13 protein-coding genes are annotated in these 20,144 nt (G+C 62.7%); 2 read left to right on the top strand and 11 right to left on the bottom strand.

From position 1 onward, the window contains the following. Positions 1-188: 188 nt before the first annotated feature. The 5 genes from ACYVRU_RS04930 to ACYVRU_RS04910 form a co-directional block, all read right to left on the bottom strand. Positions 189-437: a HypC/HybG/HupF family hydrogenase formation chaperone gene (locus tag ACYVRU_RS04930; RefSeq protein ID WP_223901218.1), complete on the bottom strand. Its 249-nt coding sequence runs from the start codon at positions 435-437 to the stop codon at positions 189-191. Positions 438-518: 81 nt separating this feature from the next. Continuing rightward, entirely contained in the window at positions 519-3,011 is a 2,493-nt protein-coding gene (hypF, locus tag ACYVRU_RS04925) for a carbamoyltransferase HypF (RefSeq protein ID WP_302148045.1), read from the bottom strand. Positions 3,012-3,047: 36 nt separating this feature from the next. Further along, positions 3,048-4,943 (bottom strand): glucose-6-phosphate isomerase, encoded by a 1,896-nt coding sequence (locus tag ACYVRU_RS04920; RefSeq protein ID WP_302148044.1) that lies wholly within the window; start codon positions 4,941-4,943, stop codon positions 3,048-3,050. Between the two features lie 216 nt (positions 4,944-5,159). Continuing rightward, positions 5,160-5,873 carry a LytR/AlgR family response regulator transcription factor gene (locus tag ACYVRU_RS04915; RefSeq protein WP_041714276.1) on the bottom strand — a complete coding sequence of 238 codons (714 nt, stop codon included), beginning with the start codon at positions 5,871-5,873 and terminating at the stop codon, positions 5,160-5,162. 213 nt (positions 5,874-6,086) lie between these two features. After that, entirely contained in the window at positions 6,087-7,496 is a 1,410-nt protein-coding gene (locus ACYVRU_RS04910) for a Sapep family Mn(2+)-dependent dipeptidase (RefSeq protein WP_114538599.1), read from the bottom strand. 267 nt (positions 7,497-7,763) lie between these two features. Between ACYVRU_RS04910 and ACYVRU_RS04905 the strand changes: the two genes are divergently transcribed. After that, entirely contained in the window at positions 7,764-9,137 is a 1,374-nt protein-coding gene (locus tag ACYVRU_RS04905; RefSeq protein WP_461185777.1) for a dicarboxylate/amino acid:cation symporter, read from the top strand. Positions 9,138-9,280: 143 nt separating this feature from the next. Here the strand turns inward: ACYVRU_RS04905 and ACYVRU_RS04900 are convergent, their stop codons facing one another. Continuing rightward, on the bottom strand, positions 9,281-11,251 hold the full coding sequence (locus ACYVRU_RS04900; RefSeq protein WP_461185776.1) for an FAD-dependent oxidoreductase: 1,971 nt from the start codon (positions 11,249-11,251) through the stop codon (positions 9,281-9,283). 223 nt (positions 11,252-11,474) lie between these two features. Here ACYVRU_RS04900 and ACYVRU_RS04895 point away from each other — a divergent pair, with 223 nt between their 5' ends. Beyond that, the gene (locus ACYVRU_RS04895; RefSeq protein WP_461185775.1) at positions 11,475-12,809 is read left to right on the top strand and encodes a helix-turn-helix transcriptional regulator; all 1,335 of its coding nucleotides are present in this window, start codon (positions 11,475-11,477) and stop codon (positions 12,807-12,809) included. 333 nt (positions 12,810-13,142) lie between these two features. On the opposite strand, the gene ACYVRU_RS04890 is transcribed toward ACYVRU_RS04895, so the two are convergent. The 5 genes from ACYVRU_RS04890 to dnaK form a co-directional block, all read right to left on the bottom strand. Next, positions 13,143-15,956: an ATP-dependent Clp protease ATP-binding subunit gene (locus ACYVRU_RS04890; RefSeq protein ID WP_461185774.1), complete on the bottom strand. Its 2,814-nt coding sequence runs from the start codon at positions 15,954-15,956 to the stop codon at positions 13,143-13,145. A gap of 12 nt (positions 15,957-15,968) precedes the next feature. Continuing rightward, positions 15,969-16,346, bottom strand: a complete 378-nt coding sequence (locus ACYVRU_RS04885; RefSeq protein ID WP_114538594.1) for a heat shock protein transcriptional repressor HspR — start codon at positions 16,344-16,346, stop codon at positions 15,969-15,971. Further along, positions 16,337-17,287 carry a DnaJ C-terminal domain-containing protein gene (locus tag ACYVRU_RS04880; protein WP_461185773.1) on the bottom strand — a complete coding sequence of 317 codons (951 nt, stop codon included), beginning with the start codon at positions 17,285-17,287 and terminating at the stop codon, positions 16,337-16,339. The genes ACYVRU_RS04885 and ACYVRU_RS04880 overlap by 10 nt, the downstream gene beginning before the upstream one ends. Positions 17,288-17,374: 87 nt before the next feature. Continuing rightward, the gene (locus ACYVRU_RS04875; protein ID WP_302383518.1) at positions 17,375-18,058 is read right to left on the bottom strand and encodes a nucleotide exchange factor GrpE; all 684 of its coding nucleotides are present in this window, start codon (positions 18,056-18,058) and stop codon (positions 17,375-17,377) included. A 5-nt stretch (positions 18,059-18,063) separates the two neighbouring features. After that, positions 18,064-19,968 carry a molecular chaperone DnaK gene (gene dnaK / locus ACYVRU_RS04870; protein ID WP_114538592.1) on the bottom strand — a complete coding sequence of 635 codons (1,905 nt, stop codon included), beginning with the start codon at positions 19,966-19,968 and terminating at the stop codon, positions 18,064-18,066. Positions 19,969-20,144 lie beyond the last annotated feature (176 nt).

Here is a 20,144-nt window from a genome sequence, read left to right as displayed (position 1 = left end):
CGACTACTGCCGCAAACGCGCGGTCAACTCAATCACCGCTACGATCACCAAACAAAACGTGAGGAGTTCCATCCAGCTTACGTACATAGCTGCTCCCTTCGACGAAAGAAGCAGTCCGCTCGTCCGTGCGGTCAGTCTAGTGTAATACACGGGCGGATTCAACAGGCAAAATGCACTGTTTTCGCTCCTTAGGCCGGCGTGGGAGCCTCTTCCAAATCGGCCAGTTCGGGGAATTGCTTCACCAGCTCGATGGTCTCCAGGGCGAACTGCTCGTCCACCACCTCGATGGCGAAGCCGGCGTGCACGAGCACGTAGTCGCCCACCTGCGCCTGGGGTGTCAGGTCGACGGAAATCTCACGGGTCACGCCCAAAATGTCAACGGTGGCCAAGTTCCCCTCTTCCAGGGCCGCCACCTTCGCCGGAATTGCCAAGCACATACGCTGCTCCTTCGATTCGTCTCTCAATGCCCCATTGTCGCAGGTTCGCCCAAGGAAGTCGGCGAGGTTTCGAGAGGCGCCCTACTCGCCCGAACGAGCGGAAGCCACCACGGCTTGGCCCAGGCTGATGCAACCGTCGTTGGGAGGCAGATCGCGGTTGATGGCGACGGTGAAACCAGCAGCGGCCAAGTCAGCCAGCGCGTGCTCCACAAGGTAGCGGTTCATGAACACGCCACCCGACAGCGCCACCGTGGAAATGTCGTACATGGCTCGCACCAACTCGGCGCTCATGACGATGGCGCCAACCATGGCATCGTGGAAGCGGCGGCTGATGACGGACGCCGGCACTCCCGCCGCCAGGTCGTCCAGCAACGCGTGGAAGGTGGGCTCGGCATCCAGGAGCAGCACCGAGGTGTCCTGCGCGGTACTCGTCTCGGTGGCGGTGTTCTTCTCGACGATGACGGCGTAGCGCTCCTTCGCCGCCAGCTCGTCCTCGCCTGCCACGCCCGCGGCCTCTTCGACAGCCGCAGCGCCGGCCACGTCGGCCCCGGCGGTTTCCATGGCCGTCTCCAGAAGGATGGCTCCCTCGCCCTCGTAGCTCGGCTCCGTGCAGATGCCGAGCAGCGCGCTGGCCGCATCGAACAGGCGCCCGACCGAGGACGTCATGGGCGTGTTCAGCCCGCGCTCGATCATGGTGTCGCACACCTCGGCCTCATCGCCCAGAGGCGCCAAAGCCGCCGCAGCAGCAGGATGCTCCAACAGGTCGTAGGCCCACAGCACGCCATAGGCCATGCGCAGCGGATGCTTGATGGCCGCAGCCCCTCCGGGCATGGGCACGTAGGCGAAGTTCGCGAAACGCTCGAAGGCCTGGCGGTTCGCCAGCAGCACCTCGCCGCCCCAGATGGCCCCATCCTCACCGTAGCCTGTGCCGTCGAAGGCGATGCCGCAGACGGCATCAGTCAGCCCATGCTCGGCCATAACCGACACGATGTGGGCATGATGGTGCTGCACCTCGGTCACGGGAAGTCCCTGGTGATGGGCCCATTTGCTTGTGAGATACTCGGGGTGCAAGTCGCATGCCACCGCTGTGGGAATCGTTTCGAAAAGGCTCTCGAAGCGATCCTTCGTGGCCAGCCACGCATCGTAGGTCTCGGCGTTTTCCACGTCGCCGATGTGCTGGGACACGAAGCCATCGGTGCCGCGCAGCAGCGTGAAGGTATTCTTCTGCTCGGGGCCGGCGGCGAAGATGATGCCCTCGGCAGGCGCAACGCCCTCGGCCGTCACCGACACGGGTACGGGAGCATAGCCGCGTGCCCGCCGCAGGAACTGAATGGCGCACACGGGCTTTTCGTCGACCTCATCCACCTGGATCAGCCGCACGACGGAGTCGTCGAAGCGCGTGAGGATGGGGCGATTGTTACCCAAAAAGGCATCGGCGATGCCGGCCAGCTTTGCGCGCGCCTCTTCATCGGCGATACAGATGGGCTCGTCGTGTACGTTGCCCGAGGTCATCACAAGCAGCGGCACCAGGCGTCCCGGTTCGTCGCCCGCTTCGTCCACCGCCGGATTCGCCGCATACCACGCTTCAGCGAAATCGTGCATGAGCAAATGTTGCACCGGTGTGTAAGGCAGCATGACCCCCAATTCGGACAATCCATCGGCCAAGCCTGCGCCAATAGCCGCGCCAGGGCGTTTACGCAGCAGCACAATGGGTCGCGTCGACCCCGCCAGAACCGCCTCTTCCTCTTCGCTCGCCTCGCAAAGCGCCCGCACATCGCCCATTCCCTGGGCCATCACCGCCAGGGCCTTCCCATCGCGCCGCTTGCGCCGGCGCAGCTCGGCCACCGCATCGGCATTGTTGGCGTCACATACGAGATGGAAGCCCCCCAGTCCCTTGACGGCCAAGATCTTCCCTGCCATGAGCATCTCCACCGCGGCCGCGAAAATGGCGTCGGACTCCTCGCGGGTTTTCCCTAGCGAAATCGGCCCGTCCGCCCCAACACGCCACGTTACCGAAGGCCCACATTCAAAGCAGGCATCGGGCTGGGCGTGGAAGCGGCGGTCGAGCGGATCGGCATACTCGGCGGCGCACTTCTCGCACATGGGGAACGCCGCCATGGAGGTGGCAGCACGGTCATAGGGCAAGTGATCGATGATGGTGAAGCGTGGCCCGCAATTCGTGCAGTTGATAAACGGGTAACGGTAGCGACGGTCGTTCGGGTTGAACAGCTCGGCCACGCAGTCATCGCAGGTGGCAAGCTCGGGCGACACAAGTGTGGTCTCTGCCACGTCCTCATCGTCGGAGAAGCGAATCTCGAAGCTGTCGAAATCCTCCAGCGGAACTTCCTTGATGTCGATTTCCTCCACCTTCGATGCCGCCGGCGCGTTGTCAGATAATTCCATGATGAACTCGTCCACCAGCGCACTCTCACCCTCAGCGTGAATATGCACGCCATCGGTGGCGTTCAGCACCCAGCCGTTGATGAGGTACTTCTTCGCCATCCGGTACACAAAGGGTCGAAAGCCCACCCCTTGCACAATACCCTTTACATGAATATCGACCGCATCGATCATGAGTAAGCTCCCTTGCCTTGCGCTTTGCTTTGCCGCTTACGCCTCGTCCGCCTCGCCTTCGGGGACGGCGACCTCCGCAGCCTCCACCTCGGCATCCTGGGGCGCATCGGCAAACTCGGCTTCCACGGCAGTCTCGCTGGCCTCGGCAGCTTCCACAACCACGGTGGCTTCGGCCAGCTCCTCGTCCTCGGCCATGGCGGCGGCCTCAGCCAACGCCCGATCGGTCAGGATGTCGGCAATCACATCATCGACTACCTGGGCCAGCTGACGCAGCGTTACGCCGGAGTTGTCCGGCAAATGCAGATGCACGCAGCGGCGCCCGCGCTTGGCGAGCGTCGCCAAATCGCCAGCAGCCTGGGCCTTCGCCAGCTCGCCAAGGCTGGGTGCCGCAGCTTCCTCCGGCAGCGGAATGTCCTTCAATTCGTCAGCCGACAAAATGAGGAAGACGCCCATGTTCGGACCACCTTTTTGCAGCTGGCCCGTGGAATGCAGGTAGCGCGGCCCCACCTCCAAGCACGACACGCAGCCGAAGGATTCGGCCACGCCATGGCGAATCTGCTCGATGGCCTCGCGCCGCCCCTCTCCCGTAAACGGAAGAAACGCGTTCAGCGCAAAGAAGTCGCCCGGCTGAATGGAGGACAGCAGCGCATACAGCGTCTCGTGCAAGTCCTCACAGCCCTCGAACATGGGGGCGAAGGAGACTTCCACACGGCCCATGTCTACCTCGTCGGTGAACACCTCAGTGAAATCGGGCTCCGGCTGGCCGTTCTTCAGAATATCGAGCACCTCAGCTTTGGCGGAGGCAACGTCGGGCTGGTCGAAGGGGCACACCTGCATAAGATAGCCGCACATGGCGATGGCGTATTCCCACATGACGAAATGCTCAGCCAGCTCTTCCACAGTGTCGATGCGGTAGTTCAGCCGCGGAATAGCGTTGTCGATGTAGGCGAGGCTCATCTCGAAATTGCGGCGCTCGTCCCACAGATCGGTTTGGGTCTGGTACATGATGATGGACCTGTCGCCCGGATCCTCCGTAAGCAGCAGCGAGTCGATCTCGATGTTCGGCAGGATGCCCTCGCCGTTCTTCCCCAGCGATTCAGCCACCAGCTGTTCGATCCACAGGCCCAGTACGCGCCCACGCTTGGGAGTGAGGAACGAGAACTTGTTGCGACCCTTCAGGTAGTTGTCGTAGAGGAATGCCGCCAGGTTGATGGCCGGGTTGTCGATGGCGTCCTCCGAACAGGCCTCCTCAGCCGCGCGAGCGTGAGCCATGAACGCTTCCATGTCGATACCCGTGAGCGCCGCCGGCACCAATCCGAACACCGAGAGCGCAGAAAACCGGCCGCCCACCGTGGGCTCGCCGGAAAACACCGCACGCCAGCCTTCCTCCCGTGCCTGCCGATCTAAATCGCTACCCGGGTCGGTGATGGCCACCAGGTGCTTCACCACATGATCGCCCAACTCCTTCTCGAAGGAGGCCCGCACCGCCTCTAGCAGCATGCGCGGCTCAATGGTGCCGCCGCTTTTCGAGGAGATGATGACCAGCGTGCGATGGGGATCGCAGATGGTGAGCATCTCGCGCACGCGCACGGGCGAGTCAGAATCCAACGTGCGGAACTTCACGCGATTGGAATCGTGCTTGTTGTACTTCGTGATGGTCATGGGCGCCTGAGTGGAACCGCCCTGGCCGATGAGCAGAATCGTATCGAGACCCGCTTCCACCACCTCGTCGGCAAAAGCCTGGATGGCGTCCATATCACACAGCGGACTCGTGGCTAGATCGGCCCATCCCATGTAGTCGCTCGCGCAGGCTTGCGCCTCGGAGGAGAAATCGTACAGCGTGGCGTCCTTGGCGTGAATGCGGCTTGCTGCACGAGCTTTCACCAGGGTCTTTGCCGCCGGATACAGCTTCTCAACGTCAACGGAGAGCATGGCGCTCCTCTTCTCTCTGGGCAATTTCCGCCAGCCAGCAGAATTGCAAACGAGCCCCGTACGCGCTGCACTGGGGCTCCTCCTCGTTAATCTAGTGGAAATATTCTAGCAAACGCCACCAAAACGCGCCCACATCCCCACAACCCTATGGCGGTTCTGTGAACGAAACGAGCCCCTGGGCGGGGCTCGTCAGCGTATCATTCAGAGCGAGGCGTCCTACAGGTTCAGCGCCTTCTTCAGGGAGCTGACGCGGCGGCGCGAAACGGGAATCTTCTCCTCCACGCCGTTCAAAGTCAGCAGCAGCGTACCACCGGAAACGGACTCGATCTCCTCCACCATGGACAGATTCACCAAATAGCCGCGGTGCACGCGGAAGAACCCGTGGCCGTCGAGGCGCTTCTCCAGCTGGGCCAGGCTCACTGTGGAGAAGTAGCGGTCAGTATCGGTCTGCAGATAAGCGTAGTCGTCGCGAGCCATGACGAAACGGATCTTATCGATGCCGATGAGAATCTTCTTGCCGCCCTTTTCCACAGGGATGCGCTCGGACTTGTGAGCCTGCAAGTGCAGAGCCACCTGCTCGCGCACGCGGGCGATGGCCTGAGCCAAGCGCTCGGTCTCCACCGGCTTAACCAGATAATCGATAGCGCTCACCTTGAAGGCGTCCAGCGCGTGCTCGGAATAGGCGGTCACGAACACCACCGCCGGAGGGAACTTCAGATGCTGCAGAGCCTCGGCCAATTGAAGGCCAGTGGCCTCGGGCATGTTCACATCCATGAACATAACGTCGCAGGGATACTCTTTCAGCTTCTCGATAGCCTCGCGCACGTTGGCAGCTTCGGCTGTCACTTCAACTCCGCCGACCTCATCGAGAAGAAAGCGCAGTTCAGAACGGGCAGGCGCCTCGTCGTCAACGATAATTGCGTTAAGCACGTCGTCCTCCAAAAAGTAAACCTCTGATTGCATTTAATCTATTCTATAGCACAGCTGACGGGCCGTCATGTCCGATCATCAGGAAATCACGGGTTAATTCCAGATGAGAGTATCGAAAATGCCTATGCCCGCGCCTCCGCCGACGCCCAATCGCAAAAAAAGGCCCTGCAGCGAATGCAGGGCCCGGGAAACAAGGTCGAGGGAGAAGCGCCTCTACACGATCTTCAACCCCTGCAGCTCGGCGAGAGCCAGCACGTAGATCTTGAAGGAGGTCTTCAGCAGCTCTTCGGAGACGCCCTCGTCGGGGCCGTGCTCGCCACCGACCCAATCGGGGTTCTCGATCCAGGGCATGTTCACGCCGAAAGACGCGCCCTTCTTGAACTCGCGGGCGTAGGTGCCGCCGCCGATGGTGAAGGGCTTGTGCTCGGTGTCGCCGGTCACGAACTGGAAGGCGTCCTGCAGCACCTGAATCTCCGGATCGTCGGGCTTCACGAGGAAGGGCACCATGAGCAGGGTATTCTCGAAGGTAGCACCGATGTTGTCCGTGAGCTTCGTCAGTGCGGCCGTGATTTCCTCGGCCGTGATGGACGTGGGCCAGCGGCTATCCATGGTCTGCACGAGGCGGTCGCCCTCTTTGCGGATGGTGCCGCCCACTACCGTGAGCGGTCCGAAGTACTCGTCGGCCGTGGCGATGCCCACGCCGGCGCCGGTGGTGTCGGACACGAGGCTTTGCACGAGTTCCAAGAACTCGCGTTCTTGCTGGTTGCACAGGCCGTTCTCCAGCAGGTAGTTCGCCAACAGCATGATGGCGGAGATGCCACGCTCGGGCCAGGCGGCATGGGCATTCACACCCGTAGCATCGATGCGCGCCGTGCCGTCGCCGGCGTCTTCCACGGTAATGCGCTCGGCCGCGGGCAGCGCGGCGGCATCGGCGCGCACGACGGCCCAGGCCTCGCCGGGCACCGCGTTGGTCACCACGCCGCCAGAGATGTCCAGAATCACCGGGTCGGCGATGGGCGCGCTCGTGATGCACCCGTCGTAGCCGCCCTTCTCGCCGTAGCACACGGGGAAGTCGGCATCGGGCGTGAAGAGGAACGCCGGGCTCTCGTAGTTCTCGAGGTACCACGCCACGTCAGCCATGGAGGTTTCCTCGTTGGCACCGAACAAAAAGCGGATGGTGTAGGGGCGCGCCACATCGAGCCCCGCCAGGCACTTCACCGCGTGCAGGGCCACCACCGAGGGGCCCTTGTCGTCCAAGCAGCCGCGGCCCATGAGGAAGCCGTCCTTTTCCGTCACTTTGAAGGGCTCGAAAGTCCAACCCGGGCCAGCGGGCACCACGTCCATGTGCCCGATGATGCCCAGCTGGGTGTCGGTCTCGCCGGGCAGATCGGCGAACCCGATATGACCCTCGCAGTTGGTGGCGCTCATGCCCATGCCCTCGGCAATCTCGAGCGCCGCCGCCAGCGCGGCAGCGGGGCCCGGCCCGTAGGGAGCCCTGGGAGCGGCCGCGGCCAAATCCTCCGTGGAGGGAATTTCCACGAGCTTGGCGATATCGGCCACGATGGCATCGCGATGAGCGTCCCAGTAAGCATCGGCGGCGGCAACTATTTCCTTGCGATCCATAGCATCGTTCCTTTCATGCATGTCGTCCCCTGAAGTGCGGCACACCATAACATGTCGCCTCCATCTTCTTCGGGCAGAAATGTCGTTCCACACATCTCGCGCCGGAGCGTCCCCGGCGCCCCTCGTTGCCATTATGGCCCTTCCCCTACAGCAGCGCGGCTCGTTCCCCCATTTGTTGCAGGGCCGTTAGATCGCTTGGCTGCGCTTGGCAGCGCTTTGCCGCGTGCCCTAATTTCCCTGCAGATATGCTTATAATAGGGGCGGTTTATGCACGAAGGGAAAGGACGCACTGCCATGGCCGACGACTCCATCATTTCGGCACCTGCCGACGCCGCCGAGGCAACCCCATCGACGCCTGACGGCGGCAGCAAGGGGGACGGCCACGACAAGCCGAAACCGTGGTTCAAGCGCCTGTCGCTGACGACCTGGATTTTCATCGCGCTCATTCTGGGCGTGCTGGCCGGCATGGCGTTGCAAGGAGCGCCGGAGATTGCCGACACCTACATCAAGCCCTTCGGCACCATCTTCTTGAACCTCATCAAGATGATCGTCGTGCCATTGGTGCTGTTCTCCATCATCGCCGGCGTCGTGTCGCTGGACGACGTGAAGAAAGTCGGCGCCATCGGCGGCAAGACGGTGCTGTTCTACCTGGCCACCACGGCCTGTGCCGTCACGCTGGGCCTTATCTTCGCGAACGTGATGAACGTGGGCGCGGGCTACACCATGCCCTCGGGCGAGCTTTCTTATGAGGCCACTGAGCAGCCGTCGCTCATCGACACCATCGTGAACATGTTCCCGTCGAACTTCTTCCAGCCCATGGCCGACGCCACCATGTTGCAGGTCATCGTCATCGCCGTGGTGTTCGGCTTCGGCATGATCGCCGCGGGGAAGAAGGCCGAGCCGGTCATCAAAATCTGCAACGCCATGTCGGACGTGTGCATCGCCATCATGCGCGGCATCATTCTGGTGGCGCCCTTCGGCGTGTTCGGGCTCATCTGCCCCGTCATCGCCAACAACGGCATCGATGTGCTGCGGCCGCTTTTGTGGCTCATCGTGGTGGCCTACGTGGCCATGATCGTGCAGATCATCCTGGTGTACTCGGGCATCATCAAAATCTTCGCCCGCATGAACCCGCTGAAGTTCTTACGCGGCGAAATGCCGGTGATGGGCTTCGCCTTCGCCTCGGCATCATCTATGGGCACGCTACCCATTAATATGGAGTGCACCGAGAAGATGGGTGTGTCGAAGGAAGTCACCTCGTTCGTGCTGCCGCTCGGCGCCACCATCAACATGGACGGCACCGCCATCTACCAGGGCGTGTGCGCCATCTTCATCGCCCAGGTGTTCGGCATCGACCTTTCTATCGGCCAGCAGCTGACCATCGTGATGACCGCCGTGCTGGCCTCCATCGGCACCGCCGGCGTGCCCGGAAGCGGCATGATCATGCTGGCCATGGTGCTGCAGTCGGTGGGCCTACCTGTGGAGGGCGTGGCACTGGTGGCCGGCGTGGACCGCATCCTGGACATGATGCGCACCACGGTGAACGTCACCGGCGACGCGGCCGTGGCCACCTGCGTCGACGCCATGCAGAAGCGCGCCGCCGCCCGCAAGGCTCGCAAAGCCGAGAAGGCCGCGGCATAGCCGGCACAGCTCCAAAGTCGTTTCGGCGGACTGGATCAAGGCCGCAACGCCGAGAAGGTGGCTGCGTAACCGGCATAGGGCCACCAAGCACAAACGAGGCCCCCGACCGTTCGGCGAGGGCCTCGTCCATGGGGAGGGGCTGATTAGGCGAGCATCTGGTTGACGCAGGAAAGGCCTGTGCTCATGCTGGAGACACCGCTGTTGCCGTCGGAGCATTCGCCCACGACATAGAGGCCCTCAATACCCGCACCGTCGGCCGTGAGGGCCTGGTAATCGGGACCGACGGAAACGCCACCGATGGTCACATGGGCGGCCCAGGTACGCGGGGAGGCGTAGAAGGGAGCCTCGACGATAGCGTCTTTCTCGCTCATGTTCTCGCGACCGAACACCGTGTCCGCCACGTCTCCACGTGCAATGGCGTTGTAATCGTCAACCGCCTTCGCAAGCACCGAGGGATCGGCGCCGATCATCTGGGCCAGCTCCTCAATGCTGTCCGCCCGGAAGAGCTTGCTCTCCTCGATGAGCTTGTCCGCACTGTAGCCCTGCTCGTTGTAGCCGTTCACAAGACCGGAGTTGAGCGCATCGCTGATGATGAACAGCTTCTCCTCGGGCTGCTTCATTACGGCGGCGGACAGGGCGAAGCGATCGAGCGACTCGTTGATGAAGCGCTCGCCGTTCACGTTGACGAAGAGCCCCAGACCGGCATTGCCGACGATAGTCTCCGTCGAATAGTCGATGGAGTCAGCAATGGGGAACACCATCTGACGCCCCATGTTCTTCAGCTCGGCTCCCAGGCCCTCGGCAAGCACGTGACCATCGCCCGTGTGGCCGTAGCTGTTGGTCGTCGGAATAACCGTGGACTCATCCCAGGGCCACATCTCGTTGTACTTCTTCAGCAGATCGGGATTGCCGGAATAACCGCCAGTAGCCAGAATGACGCCGCGATCCGCCATAACACGATAAGTGGTGCCGTCAGCGCACTGGCCAGAGGCTCCCACCACAGCCTTGCCGTCCACGATCAGCTCGGAAACGGGCGTCTCGAAGAGGAAGGTGATCGGGAGGTTCTGGGTCTCCACCGTGTTGTCGAACACGCTGAAGAAGCCCTCGCCGTTCTCCTTGTCCACCGCATGGGCCTTGCGCGGCCACGGGAACCCGACGATGCCGACCAGCGTGCCACTCACGGTGTAGCCCTGATCGAAAAGCCAGTTGTTCAGATCGTTCACTTTGTGGGCATAGGGGAGCCAGTACTCCTTCGCCGGGCCGCCATTGCGCGAGGCGTAGTCCAGGGCGTAGTACTCCATGGAGTCGTACACCTTCGTGTTGCCCGCGGCGAAATACGCATCGAAGTCGGCCTGCACGGCATCGACGAAGTCCTTGGGAACGCCATTGTCCAGACTCTTCTGGAGCGTCGCATGGAACATGTCGCGGTTGCCGTCCGTCATGTCGGGCTTCATGTCGTCGACGCCTTCGAACACCTCGAGCCAGCCACCGCTGACCAGCGCGTTACCGCCAGCATAGGCGGTTTTCTCGAACACCACCACGTTCAAGCCCTGCTGGGCCGCGGCGACGGCGGCGGCCATGCCGGCGCCGCCAGCGCCGCACACCACGAGATCTGCCTGGATCTCCTTGGTCTCATCTGACTTCTCTGGCGACGCGGCCTTCTTCAACGCCGAAGCGTCTCCGTTCGCCTGGTTGACGCAATCAGCCACGCTCTCGATGATGGCCATACTCGTCAGCGTGGCGCCTGTCACGGTGTCTACGTTCAAGCTCTGCAGCTCCACAATCTGCTGCGGCACCCGCTCGCGAGCCGGGGCGCTGATGCGCTCGGTGTCTTCGAACTCCACGATCTCGACGCTCTCGATGGCGCTTTCGGACATGCGCACCTCGACAGTCACCGGGCCCTTCTTGCCGGGCGCGGACGCCGTATACGTCCCCGGGGCAAACGCCGCGGTCGAGGCAAGTCCCTCCCCCGATGGTTGCACCTCGGGAGCGCACCCCGCAGACACGAGAGCAGCCTGGGCGGCCGCAATGGCCGCGCAGGCGACAAACGTCCTGCGCGAAAGCGAGATGTTGCGCAGCGTGGGGAAAACCTCGGCAGTGACATTTTCCTTCATTCTTACCCTCCTCGTTCCATGTTTCCTTTTCCTTTACGCAGCGGTATAATTCCGCCGCGAAGAGAATCGGGGAAAAGGGGTGGCAGTTCATCGCCCCCGATGAGCTAAATGCCCGCGATTCACTCGTTCATTTTGTGTTAAATGGCAGGTGGGGACAGGTTATTTGATGGCGCGACGCGAAAAAGGCTACGTGTGCGAACAGGACGATCCGAAGGGATCAACCTTGCCCGCTACGGTTCGGCTCGCCTTGCTGTCCGGCCTCATTTGGGGTTGGCTGCTCATAGCCATGGGGCAGACGGCAATCGCAGGAGCCGGATCGGACGCTTCGCCGGCAATGCTCTCCTTCTCGTGGCAGATAGCTTTTATCGCCCTGCTCGCCATCTCTCTCCCTCTCGCCAAAAAAGGCCGCCCCACTCCCTCGCTGTTCGCCTCTCTCGCGTTCGGCCTTGCAACTGCGACGCTCTTGGTTGCCCAGCCCCTCGTTCCTTCCGGCGAGCTCCTCCAATACCTTGTTCTTCGCCAAGTGCTCATGGGCGCGACCTGCGCCTCACTCCTCTGCCTCTGGTCGCGCATGGCCCGACCCCTTTCGGCCCGGCGCGGATCCTTCCAAATGCTTTGCGCGGGAATAGTGGCCGTGCTTGCGCTCACCTTCTACATGGCGCTGACCGTCCCCGCGCGCTTCGGGCTTCTCGTGCTGATGCTCGTCGCCGTCGCCCTTGACGTTCTCCTTGCTCCATTGCCTCCAGAAGAGGAGGCTCCAGCGTCGCCGGAAGATCGATCCGAATTCTCGGCGCTCGTGCCCCTGGCTATCTGCGCCTACAGCTTGCTCAGCTTCGCCTTCCGCACCGTGTTCACACCTTCGGCGGGTATTTCGATTGCCACTACATCGTTTGCGGGCGTCGTAGTCACGGGGGCTTTCGCGCTCTACTTCCAGAGAAGGCCCTTTGCGCTGCGCACGGGCCTCTGGCTTGCCTCGGGCTTTGTGCTCCTTATCTGCCTGAGCGCTCTGCTTGTCATCCTTTTTCCCGAAAGCGGCTTACACCTCATCGCCTTCCTCCTCAACACGGCGGCGTTCCTCCTGGGAGGACTCATGTTCTTCCTGCCGGGCACGTTGGCGAGCGCTGTCGGAAAGCCTGCCTGTCTCGGCTTTCGCCTGGCGGCATTCCTGTTCTTCGCATCGCGCCTCGCAAGCGAGATTCTGGTTACGGTCTTTGCCCTCGACCCTCCCTCGGCTTTGGTGCTCGCCCTGATCTTTCTCGTGATCTCCCTGCTCGTGCTGATATTCGGGTTCTTCTACACTGGCCTCTCCCATCGATCGCCGGCCGCCAGCGCCTCGCCGCTCGAGGACAAATGCGCTCACCTCGCAAAGGAACACGACCTCACCGAGCGGGAAGCGGCCGTTCTCGTCCCTTTGGCCAAGGGGCACACGGTGAAGTCCATCGCAGAACAATTCACCGTCTCCTTCCACACCGTACGCTCCCAAGTGCGCAGTATTTATCTGAAACTGGACATTCATTCGCGCGAGGAGCTCCTGGAGAAGCTTGAGTCGCTGTCGTAAGCGCCAACCCCCAGCTTCGCAGCACGGAGGCTTTCATCGTCACCGCGGTCACGATGTCGCTATCCACACGGACGGAAGGACCTTCGTGACCAAAAAGCGCCCCGGGTCTTGGCTGCCCGGGGCGCTTGCTGTGAAAGAGGTATGCGGTTGAGTAGCGCGCCAGCTTCCGGTGTCGCTGACCGAGACCTCTGAACGCTGTCCATCCGCGACCCCAAGTCGCTCCATGAAAGCATGAAGGAGCGGCGCCTGAGCCGAAGGAGAACAGCGGAGCGGGGGTTCGGGCGATAATGCCGGAAACCGGTGCGCGGAGGGGCGAGGTCGCCCCTCCTTTTACTAGGCGATGGGATCCTCGCCGAGGTCGCCGTTGCTCAGAGTATCCAGATCCTGCAACGTTTCCTTAGGGTCGGCACCGGCGGTCAGGAAGCTGGGATCGTCCAGGTTCAGGCCGTCCAGGTCCATGGGGCCCTCGATGCGGCAGGCGTAGTTGCCCTCGGCATCGATGTCGATGAGCACGTGGCTGCGGTCGCGCAGCTCGCCAGTGATGACGCGCTCGGCGATGCGGTCGACCACCTCGCGCTGGATGAGGCGCTTCAGCGGACGGGCGCCGTACACCGGATCGTAGCCGTCGATGGCCAAGTGCTCCATGGCCGCCGGCGTCACGTCCAAGGTGATATGACGAGCCTGCAGGCGGTCGCGCACCTGCTCGAGCTGCAGATCCACGATAGGCTCGATAGCCGAGATGGACAGCTCGTTGAAGGTGATCACGTCGTCGATACGATTCAGGAACTCGGGGCGGAACGTCGTGGAAAGGGCATCCTGAATCTTGTTCGTGAACTCCTGCATGCGCTTGGCGGCCTGCTCGGGCGTCATGGACATCATCTTCTCGGCCATCTCGCCCATGGTCTCGCCACCGGTGGCCTGGGCCTCGTCGTAGGCGCGACCCTCGGCTGCATGCTCGCGGATGATCTGGCTTCCCACGTTGGAGGTCATGATGATGATACAGTTCTTGAAGTTCACCACGCGGCCCTGGCCGTCGGTGAGCCGGCCGTCATCGAGCACCTGCAACAGGATGTTGAACACGTCGGGATGGGCCTTCTCCATCTCGTCGAGCAGCACCACGCAGTAGGGATTGCGGCGCACGGCCTCGGTCAGCTGGCCGCCCTCGTCGTAGCCCACGTATCCCGGAGGCGCTCCGATCAGGCGCTGCACGGAGAACTTCTCCATGTACTCGGACATGTCGATGCGTACCATGGCCTTCTCGGAATCGAACAGGTACTCGGCCAGCGTCTTGGCCAGCTCGGTCTTGCCCACGCCGGTGGGGCCGAGGAACAGGAAAGAGCCAATGGGACGGTTCGGGTCGGAAAGTCCCGCACGGTTGCGGCGGATGGCACCGGCCACGACACCCACGGCCTCGTCCTGGCCGATGACGCGGCCCTTCAGAACCTCTTCCAAATCGACGAGCTTTTCCATCTCGCCCTGCATCATCTTGGCCACGGGGATGCCCGTCCAGGCAGCCACGACCGACGCGATCTCCTCTTCGGAAACCTCTTCCTTCAGGATAGCGCCGTCCTGCTGCTTCATCTTCACGGCTTCCTCGGCCACGTGCAGCTGCTGCTGCAGCTGGGGAATGCGCGAGTAGCGGATCTCGGAAGCGAGCTGCAGGTTGCCCTCGCGGGTGGCGCGCTCCTCATCAAGCTGAGCGCTTTCCAACTCGGCCTTGAGGTTCTGCACGTCGACGATGGCGTCCTTCTCGTTCTGCCACTCAGCCTTCTGGGAATCGAGGGATTCCTGGGCGGCCGCGATGTCGTGGCGCAGCTTCTCCAGGCGTTCCTGGGAGGCCATGTCGGTCTCCTTCATGAGGGCCTGTTCCTCGATCTGCATCTGGATGAGCTTGCGCTCGGCGGCATCCACTTCCTCGGGCATGGAGTCGATCTCGATGCGCAGCCGTGAAGCCGCCTCATCCATGAGGTCGATGGCCTTGTCGGGCAGGAAGCGGTCGGTGATGTAGCGGTCGGAAAGCTCGGCCGCGCTCACGATGGCGCCGTCGGTGATGCGCACGCCGTGGTGGATCTCGTACTTCTCCTTCAGGCCGCGCAGGATGGCGATGGTGTCCTCCACCGTCGGCTCGCTCACGAGCACCGTTTGGAAGCGGCGCTCCAGGGCGGCGTCCTTCTCGATGTACTTGCGGTACTCGTCGAGCGTGGTGGCACCGATGGCGCGCAGCTCGCCGCGAGCCAAAGCCGGCTTCAGCATGTTGCCCGCGTCAAGCGACGAATCGCCGCCGGCGCCGGCGCCCACGATGGTGTGCAGCTCATCGATGAACAGGATGACGTTGCCGTTGGATTCCTTCACCTCGCGCAGCACGTTCTTCAAGCGGTCCTCGAACTCGCCGCGGTACTTCGCGCCGGCCATCATGGCGCCCAGATCGAGCGAGACGATCTCGCGGTCTTTCAGCGACGAGGGAACGTCGCCGGCCACGATGCGCTGGGCCAGCCCCTCCACGATGGCCGTCTTGCCGGTGCCGGGCTCGCCGATGAGCACCGGGTTGTTCTTGGTGCGGCGGGACAGCACCTGGATGGTGCGGCGAATTTCCTCGTTACGGCCGATGACCGGATCGAGCTTGCCCTCGCGGGCCTGCTGAGTGAGGTTCTGGCCGAACTGCTCCAGCGCTTCGAACTGGGTCTTGTCGGTCTGCGAGGTCACGCGGGTGTCGCCGCGCAGGCTCTCGTAGGCCGCCTCGATGTTCTTGCGGGTGACGCCCGCCGTCGTGAGGATGCGACCCGCGGCACCCTTGTCCTCGGACAGGGCAATGAGCAGGTGCTCGCTCGTCGCGTAGCTGTCACCGAGCTTCTCGGCGATCTTCACCGAGTTATCGATGACCTTGATAAGGTCCTGACCGGGAATGGCCATAGGAGTGGCGCCAGTCTGCTTGGGCATCTTGGCAATCTCGTCGGCCACGTTCTGGGACAGCCAGACCGGGTCGGCGCCGATGCGCTTCACGATGGCGGCGAGGTTGTTCTCGTCGGAATCGAGCAGCGCCTTCAACAAGTGAATGGGCTCGATAACGGCGGCATCGGCCTCACCAGCAACGCCCATCGCGTTCTGGAAAGCCTCTTGCGCCGTCACCGCCAATTTATCTAGTCTCATATACGTTCTCCTTTATGGTAAACGCCTCGTCGGCGTTACGCGGACGATGGCGCCGACGGGGGTGCGGGTTTCCAATTCGCGAACGCGATCGGCGAGGCGGCGCACCCGCGCGTGCAGGTCTTCCACTTCTTCCTCGCGCTCATCCAGCCGGCTCTGCAGATCAAGGATGCGCGTGACACCGGCGAGGTTGATGCCCTCGCTCGTCAGCTCGTTGATCAGGTTGAGCCGATCGATATCGGCCTGGGAGTACATGCGCGTGTTGCCACTGGTGCGTCGCGGCGTGACCAGACCCTTCTGCTCGTAGGAGCGCAGGGTCTGCGGGTGCACGCCCGCCAGTTCCGCGGCAATGCTGATCATGTACAGCGGCCGGTTCTTGTCATCTAGGCCCATGGGCGCTTCTCCTCTCCCGTCGCGGCGAGGAAGTCCTCCATGGCCTTTTTCTGCTCGTCGTTCATGTCCGTGGGCACTTCAACGTGAATCTGAATCTTCAAGTTGCCGAACTGCCCCTTGTTCTTCAGATCGGGCGCTCCTTTGCCTTTAATGGTGAGCACCTTGCCGTCTTGCGTGCCAGCGGGCACCTTCACCTTGATCTTTTTGCCGTCGGGCGTGGGCACCACGATGGAAGCACCGAGCGCTGCCTCCGCCACATTGATCGGCAAATCAACCGTCACGTCGGCCTTATCGCGACCGAAGTAGGGATGCGCGTCAATCTTAGTGGTGATGAGCAAGTCGCCCGCCGCACCACCGTTTTCGCCAGGAGCTCCCTGGCCCTTCAGGCGCACGCGGCCGCCATCGACAGCACCGGCGGGCACCTTCACCGTGTGGGTGTCGGACTCGCTCTTGCCGGGAATGCGCACGGTGATGCGCTTCTCCGTGCCGTTGAACGCTTCGTCGAACGTCACGTTCAACGGCACGTTCATATCCTGGCCGCGACGGGGCTGAGGCTGGCCGCCAAAACCGCCGCCGAAGTCCCAGTTGCCCCCAAACGCACCTTCACCGTGGCGAATGCTCTCCAGAATGTCGGCCCAACTGCCGCCGAAGCCGCCGGCCCCACCGCCACCGAAGATATCCTCGACGTTAAAGCCTTGGCCACCGCCCCATCCCTGGGGGATCTGGTTCTCGTTCGCCGTGCCGTACTGGTCGTAAAGCGCGCGCTTCTTCTCGTCGCTTAAGACTTCGTAGGCCTCGTTCAGCTCTTTGAACTTGGCCTCGTCGCCGCCGGCATCGGGATGATGCTTGCGAGCGAGCTTGCGAAACGCCTTCTTTATCTCATCGGCCGTGGCGGTGCGCGGAACGCCTAGCGTTTTGTAATAATCGGGCGTAGACGCCATTCGTTCCACCTCCATTACCTTAGTTAGTTACTTAGAATTGCTCTTTCAAGCACGAGGGCGGCCAAGCTGCGGCCGCCCTCGTTCGTCTTACTCTTCTTCGGGCTTTTCCCTCTTGGGGCCGCCCGTGGTGATCGTCACCATGGCAGGCCTGATGACCTTGGTACCCATTTTGTATCCGGGTTGGTAAACCTGCGCGACCGTTTCATCGGGAACGCTCGGATCGTCCACCGTACCCACGGCCTGGCACTCAAGGGCGTCGAATGCCTCACCGGCGGGGCTGATCACGACCAGGCCTCCCTTGGCCAGCGTATCGGACAGCTTGGTCTGCACGGCCTTTACGCCGCCGAGCAAGCCGGTCTCGCCGTTGGTCTCGGCGTAGTCCACCGTACGGGCGAAGTCGTCGAGCACCGGGATAAGGCTCTCCATGAGCTTCTCCGTGGCGCGGACCTTCTCGGCCTCGCGCTGCTCGGTCATGCGCCGGCGGTAGGTATCCCACTCGGCGTGCAGGCGCACGTACTTGTCCTGCCAATCAGCGGCCTCGGCCTTGGCGGCGGCCAGCTCCTCGGATTCCTCGATCGCGCTCGCCACCGCTTCAGCGGCGGCCTGCTCGAGCTCGGCATCCAGCTCGCCGGCCTCGTTGGCCTCGATCACCTCGGCGTCGGCAACCACCTCGGCCGCGCGGGCGTCGTCGGCGGAGGCGGTGGCCGCCACATCGGCGGCCACGTCCTGTTGGGTAGAAGAGGTAACCTGGTCCTTCTCGGGCTCAGTCATCGTTCTTACTTCCCTTCGTTCTCGTCATCGACGACCTCGTAGTCGGCCTCGATGGTGTCATCGGCCGGAGCCGTCTCGGCAGCGGCGGCCTGGGCGCCGGCGGCTGCGCCCTCGGTGGAGTACACGACCTCGGCGAGCTTGTAGCCGGCCTGCTGGATCTTCTCGGTGGCCGCCTTGATAGCGTCGACGTCGGTGCCCTCAAGAGCGCTCTTGGTTTCGGCGATGGCCTCCTCGGCCTGGGCCTTGGCGTCGGCCGGCACCTTGTCGCCCAGCTCGTCCAGCGTCTGCTGGGTGGCGTTCACCAGAGCGTCGGCGTTGTTGCGCACCTCGGCCTCTTCCTTGCGAGCGGCGTCCTCTTCGGCGTGCTGCTCGGCGTCCTTCACCATGCGATCCACTTCGTCGTCGGACAGGGCGGTGGAGCCGGAGATGGTGATCTGCTGCTGCTTGCCGGTGCCGAGGTCCTTAGCGGACACGTTCACGATGCCGTTGGCGTCGATGTCGAAGGTAACCTCGATCTGCGGCACGCCACGACGGGCAGCCGGAATGCCGGTCAGCTGGAAGCGGCCCAGCGTCTTGTTGCCCGCGGCCATCTCGCGCTCGCCCTGCAGGACGTGCACCTCGACGGAGGTCTGGTTGTCGGCCGCTGTGGAGTAGATTTCGGTCTTGCGGGTCGGGATGGTGGTGTTGCGCTCGATCATCTTGGTCATCACGCCGCCCATGGTCTCAACGCCGAGGGACAGCGGGGTGACGTCGAGCAGCAGGATGCCCTGCACGTCGCCGGCGAGCACGCCGCCCTGAACAGCGGCGCCCATGGCCACGACCTCGTCCGGGTTCACGGACATGTTCGGGGCCTTGCCGGTCAGCTGCTTCACGAGCTCCTGCACGGCCGGCATACGGGTGGAGCCGCCGACGAGAATGACCTCGTCAACTTCGCCCATCTTCAGGCCAGCGTCCTTCAGCGCCTGCTCCACCGGCTTCTTGCAGCGGTCGAGCAGATCCTTGGTGATGCGCTCGAACTCGGCGCGGGTCAGCGTGTAGTCAAGATGCTTCGGGCCGGAGGCGTCGGCGGTGATGAAGGGCAGATTGATGTTGGTCTGCGTGGTGGAGGACAGCTCCATCTTCGCCTTCTCGGCCGCTTCCTTCAGACGCTGCAGGGCCATGGGGTCCTTACGCAAATCGATGCCGTTCTCGGCCTGGAACTTGTCAGCCATCCAGTCGATGATGCGCTGGTCCCAGTCGTCGCCGCCCAGGTGGTTGTCGCCAGCGGTGGAGGCTACCTCGAACACGCCGTCGCCGAGCTCCAGCACGGACACGTCGAAGGTGCCGCCGCCCAGGTCGAAGACGAGGATCTTCTCGTCATGGTCGACCTTGTCGAGGCCGTAAGCGAGCGCTGCAGCCGTCGGCTCGTTGATGATGCGCAGCACCTCGAGGCCGGCGATCTTGCCAGCGTCCTTGGTGGCCTGGCGCTGAGCGTCGTTGAAGTAAGCCGGCACGGTGATGACGGCCTGGGTGATGGGCTGGCCCACCTGCTTCTCCGCATCGGTCTTCAGCTTCTGAAGCACCATGGCGGAAATCTCCTCGGGAGTGTAGTCCTTGCCGTCGATATCGATGACCGCGCGGCCGTCCTTGCCCTTCTGGACTTTGTAGCTGACGGTCTTCTGCTCTTCGGGAGTCTCGTCGTAGGAGCGGCCGATGAAGCGCTTCACGGAAGAGACGGTGTTCTCAGGATTGGTGACCGCCTGGTTCTTCGCGGCCTTGCCGACGACGCGCTCGCCGTCCTTGCGGAAGCCCTCCACAGACGGGGTGGTGCGATCGCCCTCGGCGTTCACCAGAATTTCGGGCTCGGAGCCCTCCATGACGGCCATGGCGGAGTTCGTCGTGCCCAAGTCGATGCCAAGAATCTTAGCCATTGTGTACTGCCTCGCTTTCACAGTTTCACGTATAGATGAATGATGTTGAGATGCACTATAAAACCTTAGTCTGGTGCTGTCAAGTTTTCTCAACAACATTCAGTGAGACAAGCTCACTTCCCAGCACAATACGCGCCGAAATATGGTGCAGACACGACACGAAGCTTCTGTTGCCA

This window comes from Adlercreutzia sp. CNCM I-6216 (assembly GCF_977113345.1).
The sequence above is the reverse complement of the archived record's forward strand: the minus strand, read 5'-3'. Positions and strand labels throughout refer to the sequence as shown.

Excerpts from the sequence above, each read along its gene's own strand:
- ACYVRU_RS04930 (WP_223901218.1), bottom strand. The coding sequence starts at position 437 with ATGTGCTTGGCAATTCCGGCGAAGGTGGCGGCCCTGGAAGAGGGGAAC.
- hypF (WP_302148045.1), bottom strand. The coding sequence starts at position 3,011 with ATGATCGATGCGGTCGATATTCATGTAAAGGGTATTGTGCAAGGGGTG.
- ACYVRU_RS04920 (WP_302148044.1), bottom strand. The coding sequence starts at position 4,943 with ATGCTCTCCGTTGACGTTGAGAAGCTGTATCCGGCGGCAAAGACCCTG.
- ACYVRU_RS04910 (WP_114538599.1), bottom strand. The coding sequence starts at position 7,496 with ATGGATCGCAAGGAAATAGTTGCCGCCGCCGATGCTTACTGGGACGCT.
- ACYVRU_RS04905 (WP_461185777.1), top strand. The coding sequence starts at position 7,764 with ATGCACGAAGGGAAAGGACGCACTGCCATGGCCGACGACTCCATCATT.
- ACYVRU_RS04900 (WP_461185776.1), bottom strand. The coding sequence starts at position 11,251 with ATGAAGGAAAATGTCACTGCCGAGGTTTTCCCCACGCTGCGCAACATC.
- ACYVRU_RS04890 (WP_461185774.1), bottom strand. The coding sequence starts at position 15,956 with ATGAGACTAGATAAATTGGCGGTGACGGCGCAAGAGGCTTTCCAGAAC.
- ACYVRU_RS04885 (WP_114538594.1), bottom strand. The coding sequence starts at position 16,346 with ATGGGCCTAGATGACAAGAACCGGCCGCTGTACATGATCAGCATTGCC.
- ACYVRU_RS04880 (WP_461185773.1), bottom strand. The coding sequence starts at position 17,287 with ATGGCGTCTACGCCCGATTATTACAAAACGCTAGGCGTTCCGCGCACC.
- ACYVRU_RS04875 (WP_302383518.1), bottom strand. The coding sequence starts at position 18,058 with ATGACTGAGCCCGAGAAGGACCAGGTTACCTCTTCTACCCAACAGGAC.
- dnaK (WP_114538592.1), bottom strand. The coding sequence starts at position 19,968 with ATGGCTAAGATTCTTGGCATCGACTTGGGCACGACGAACTCCGCCATG.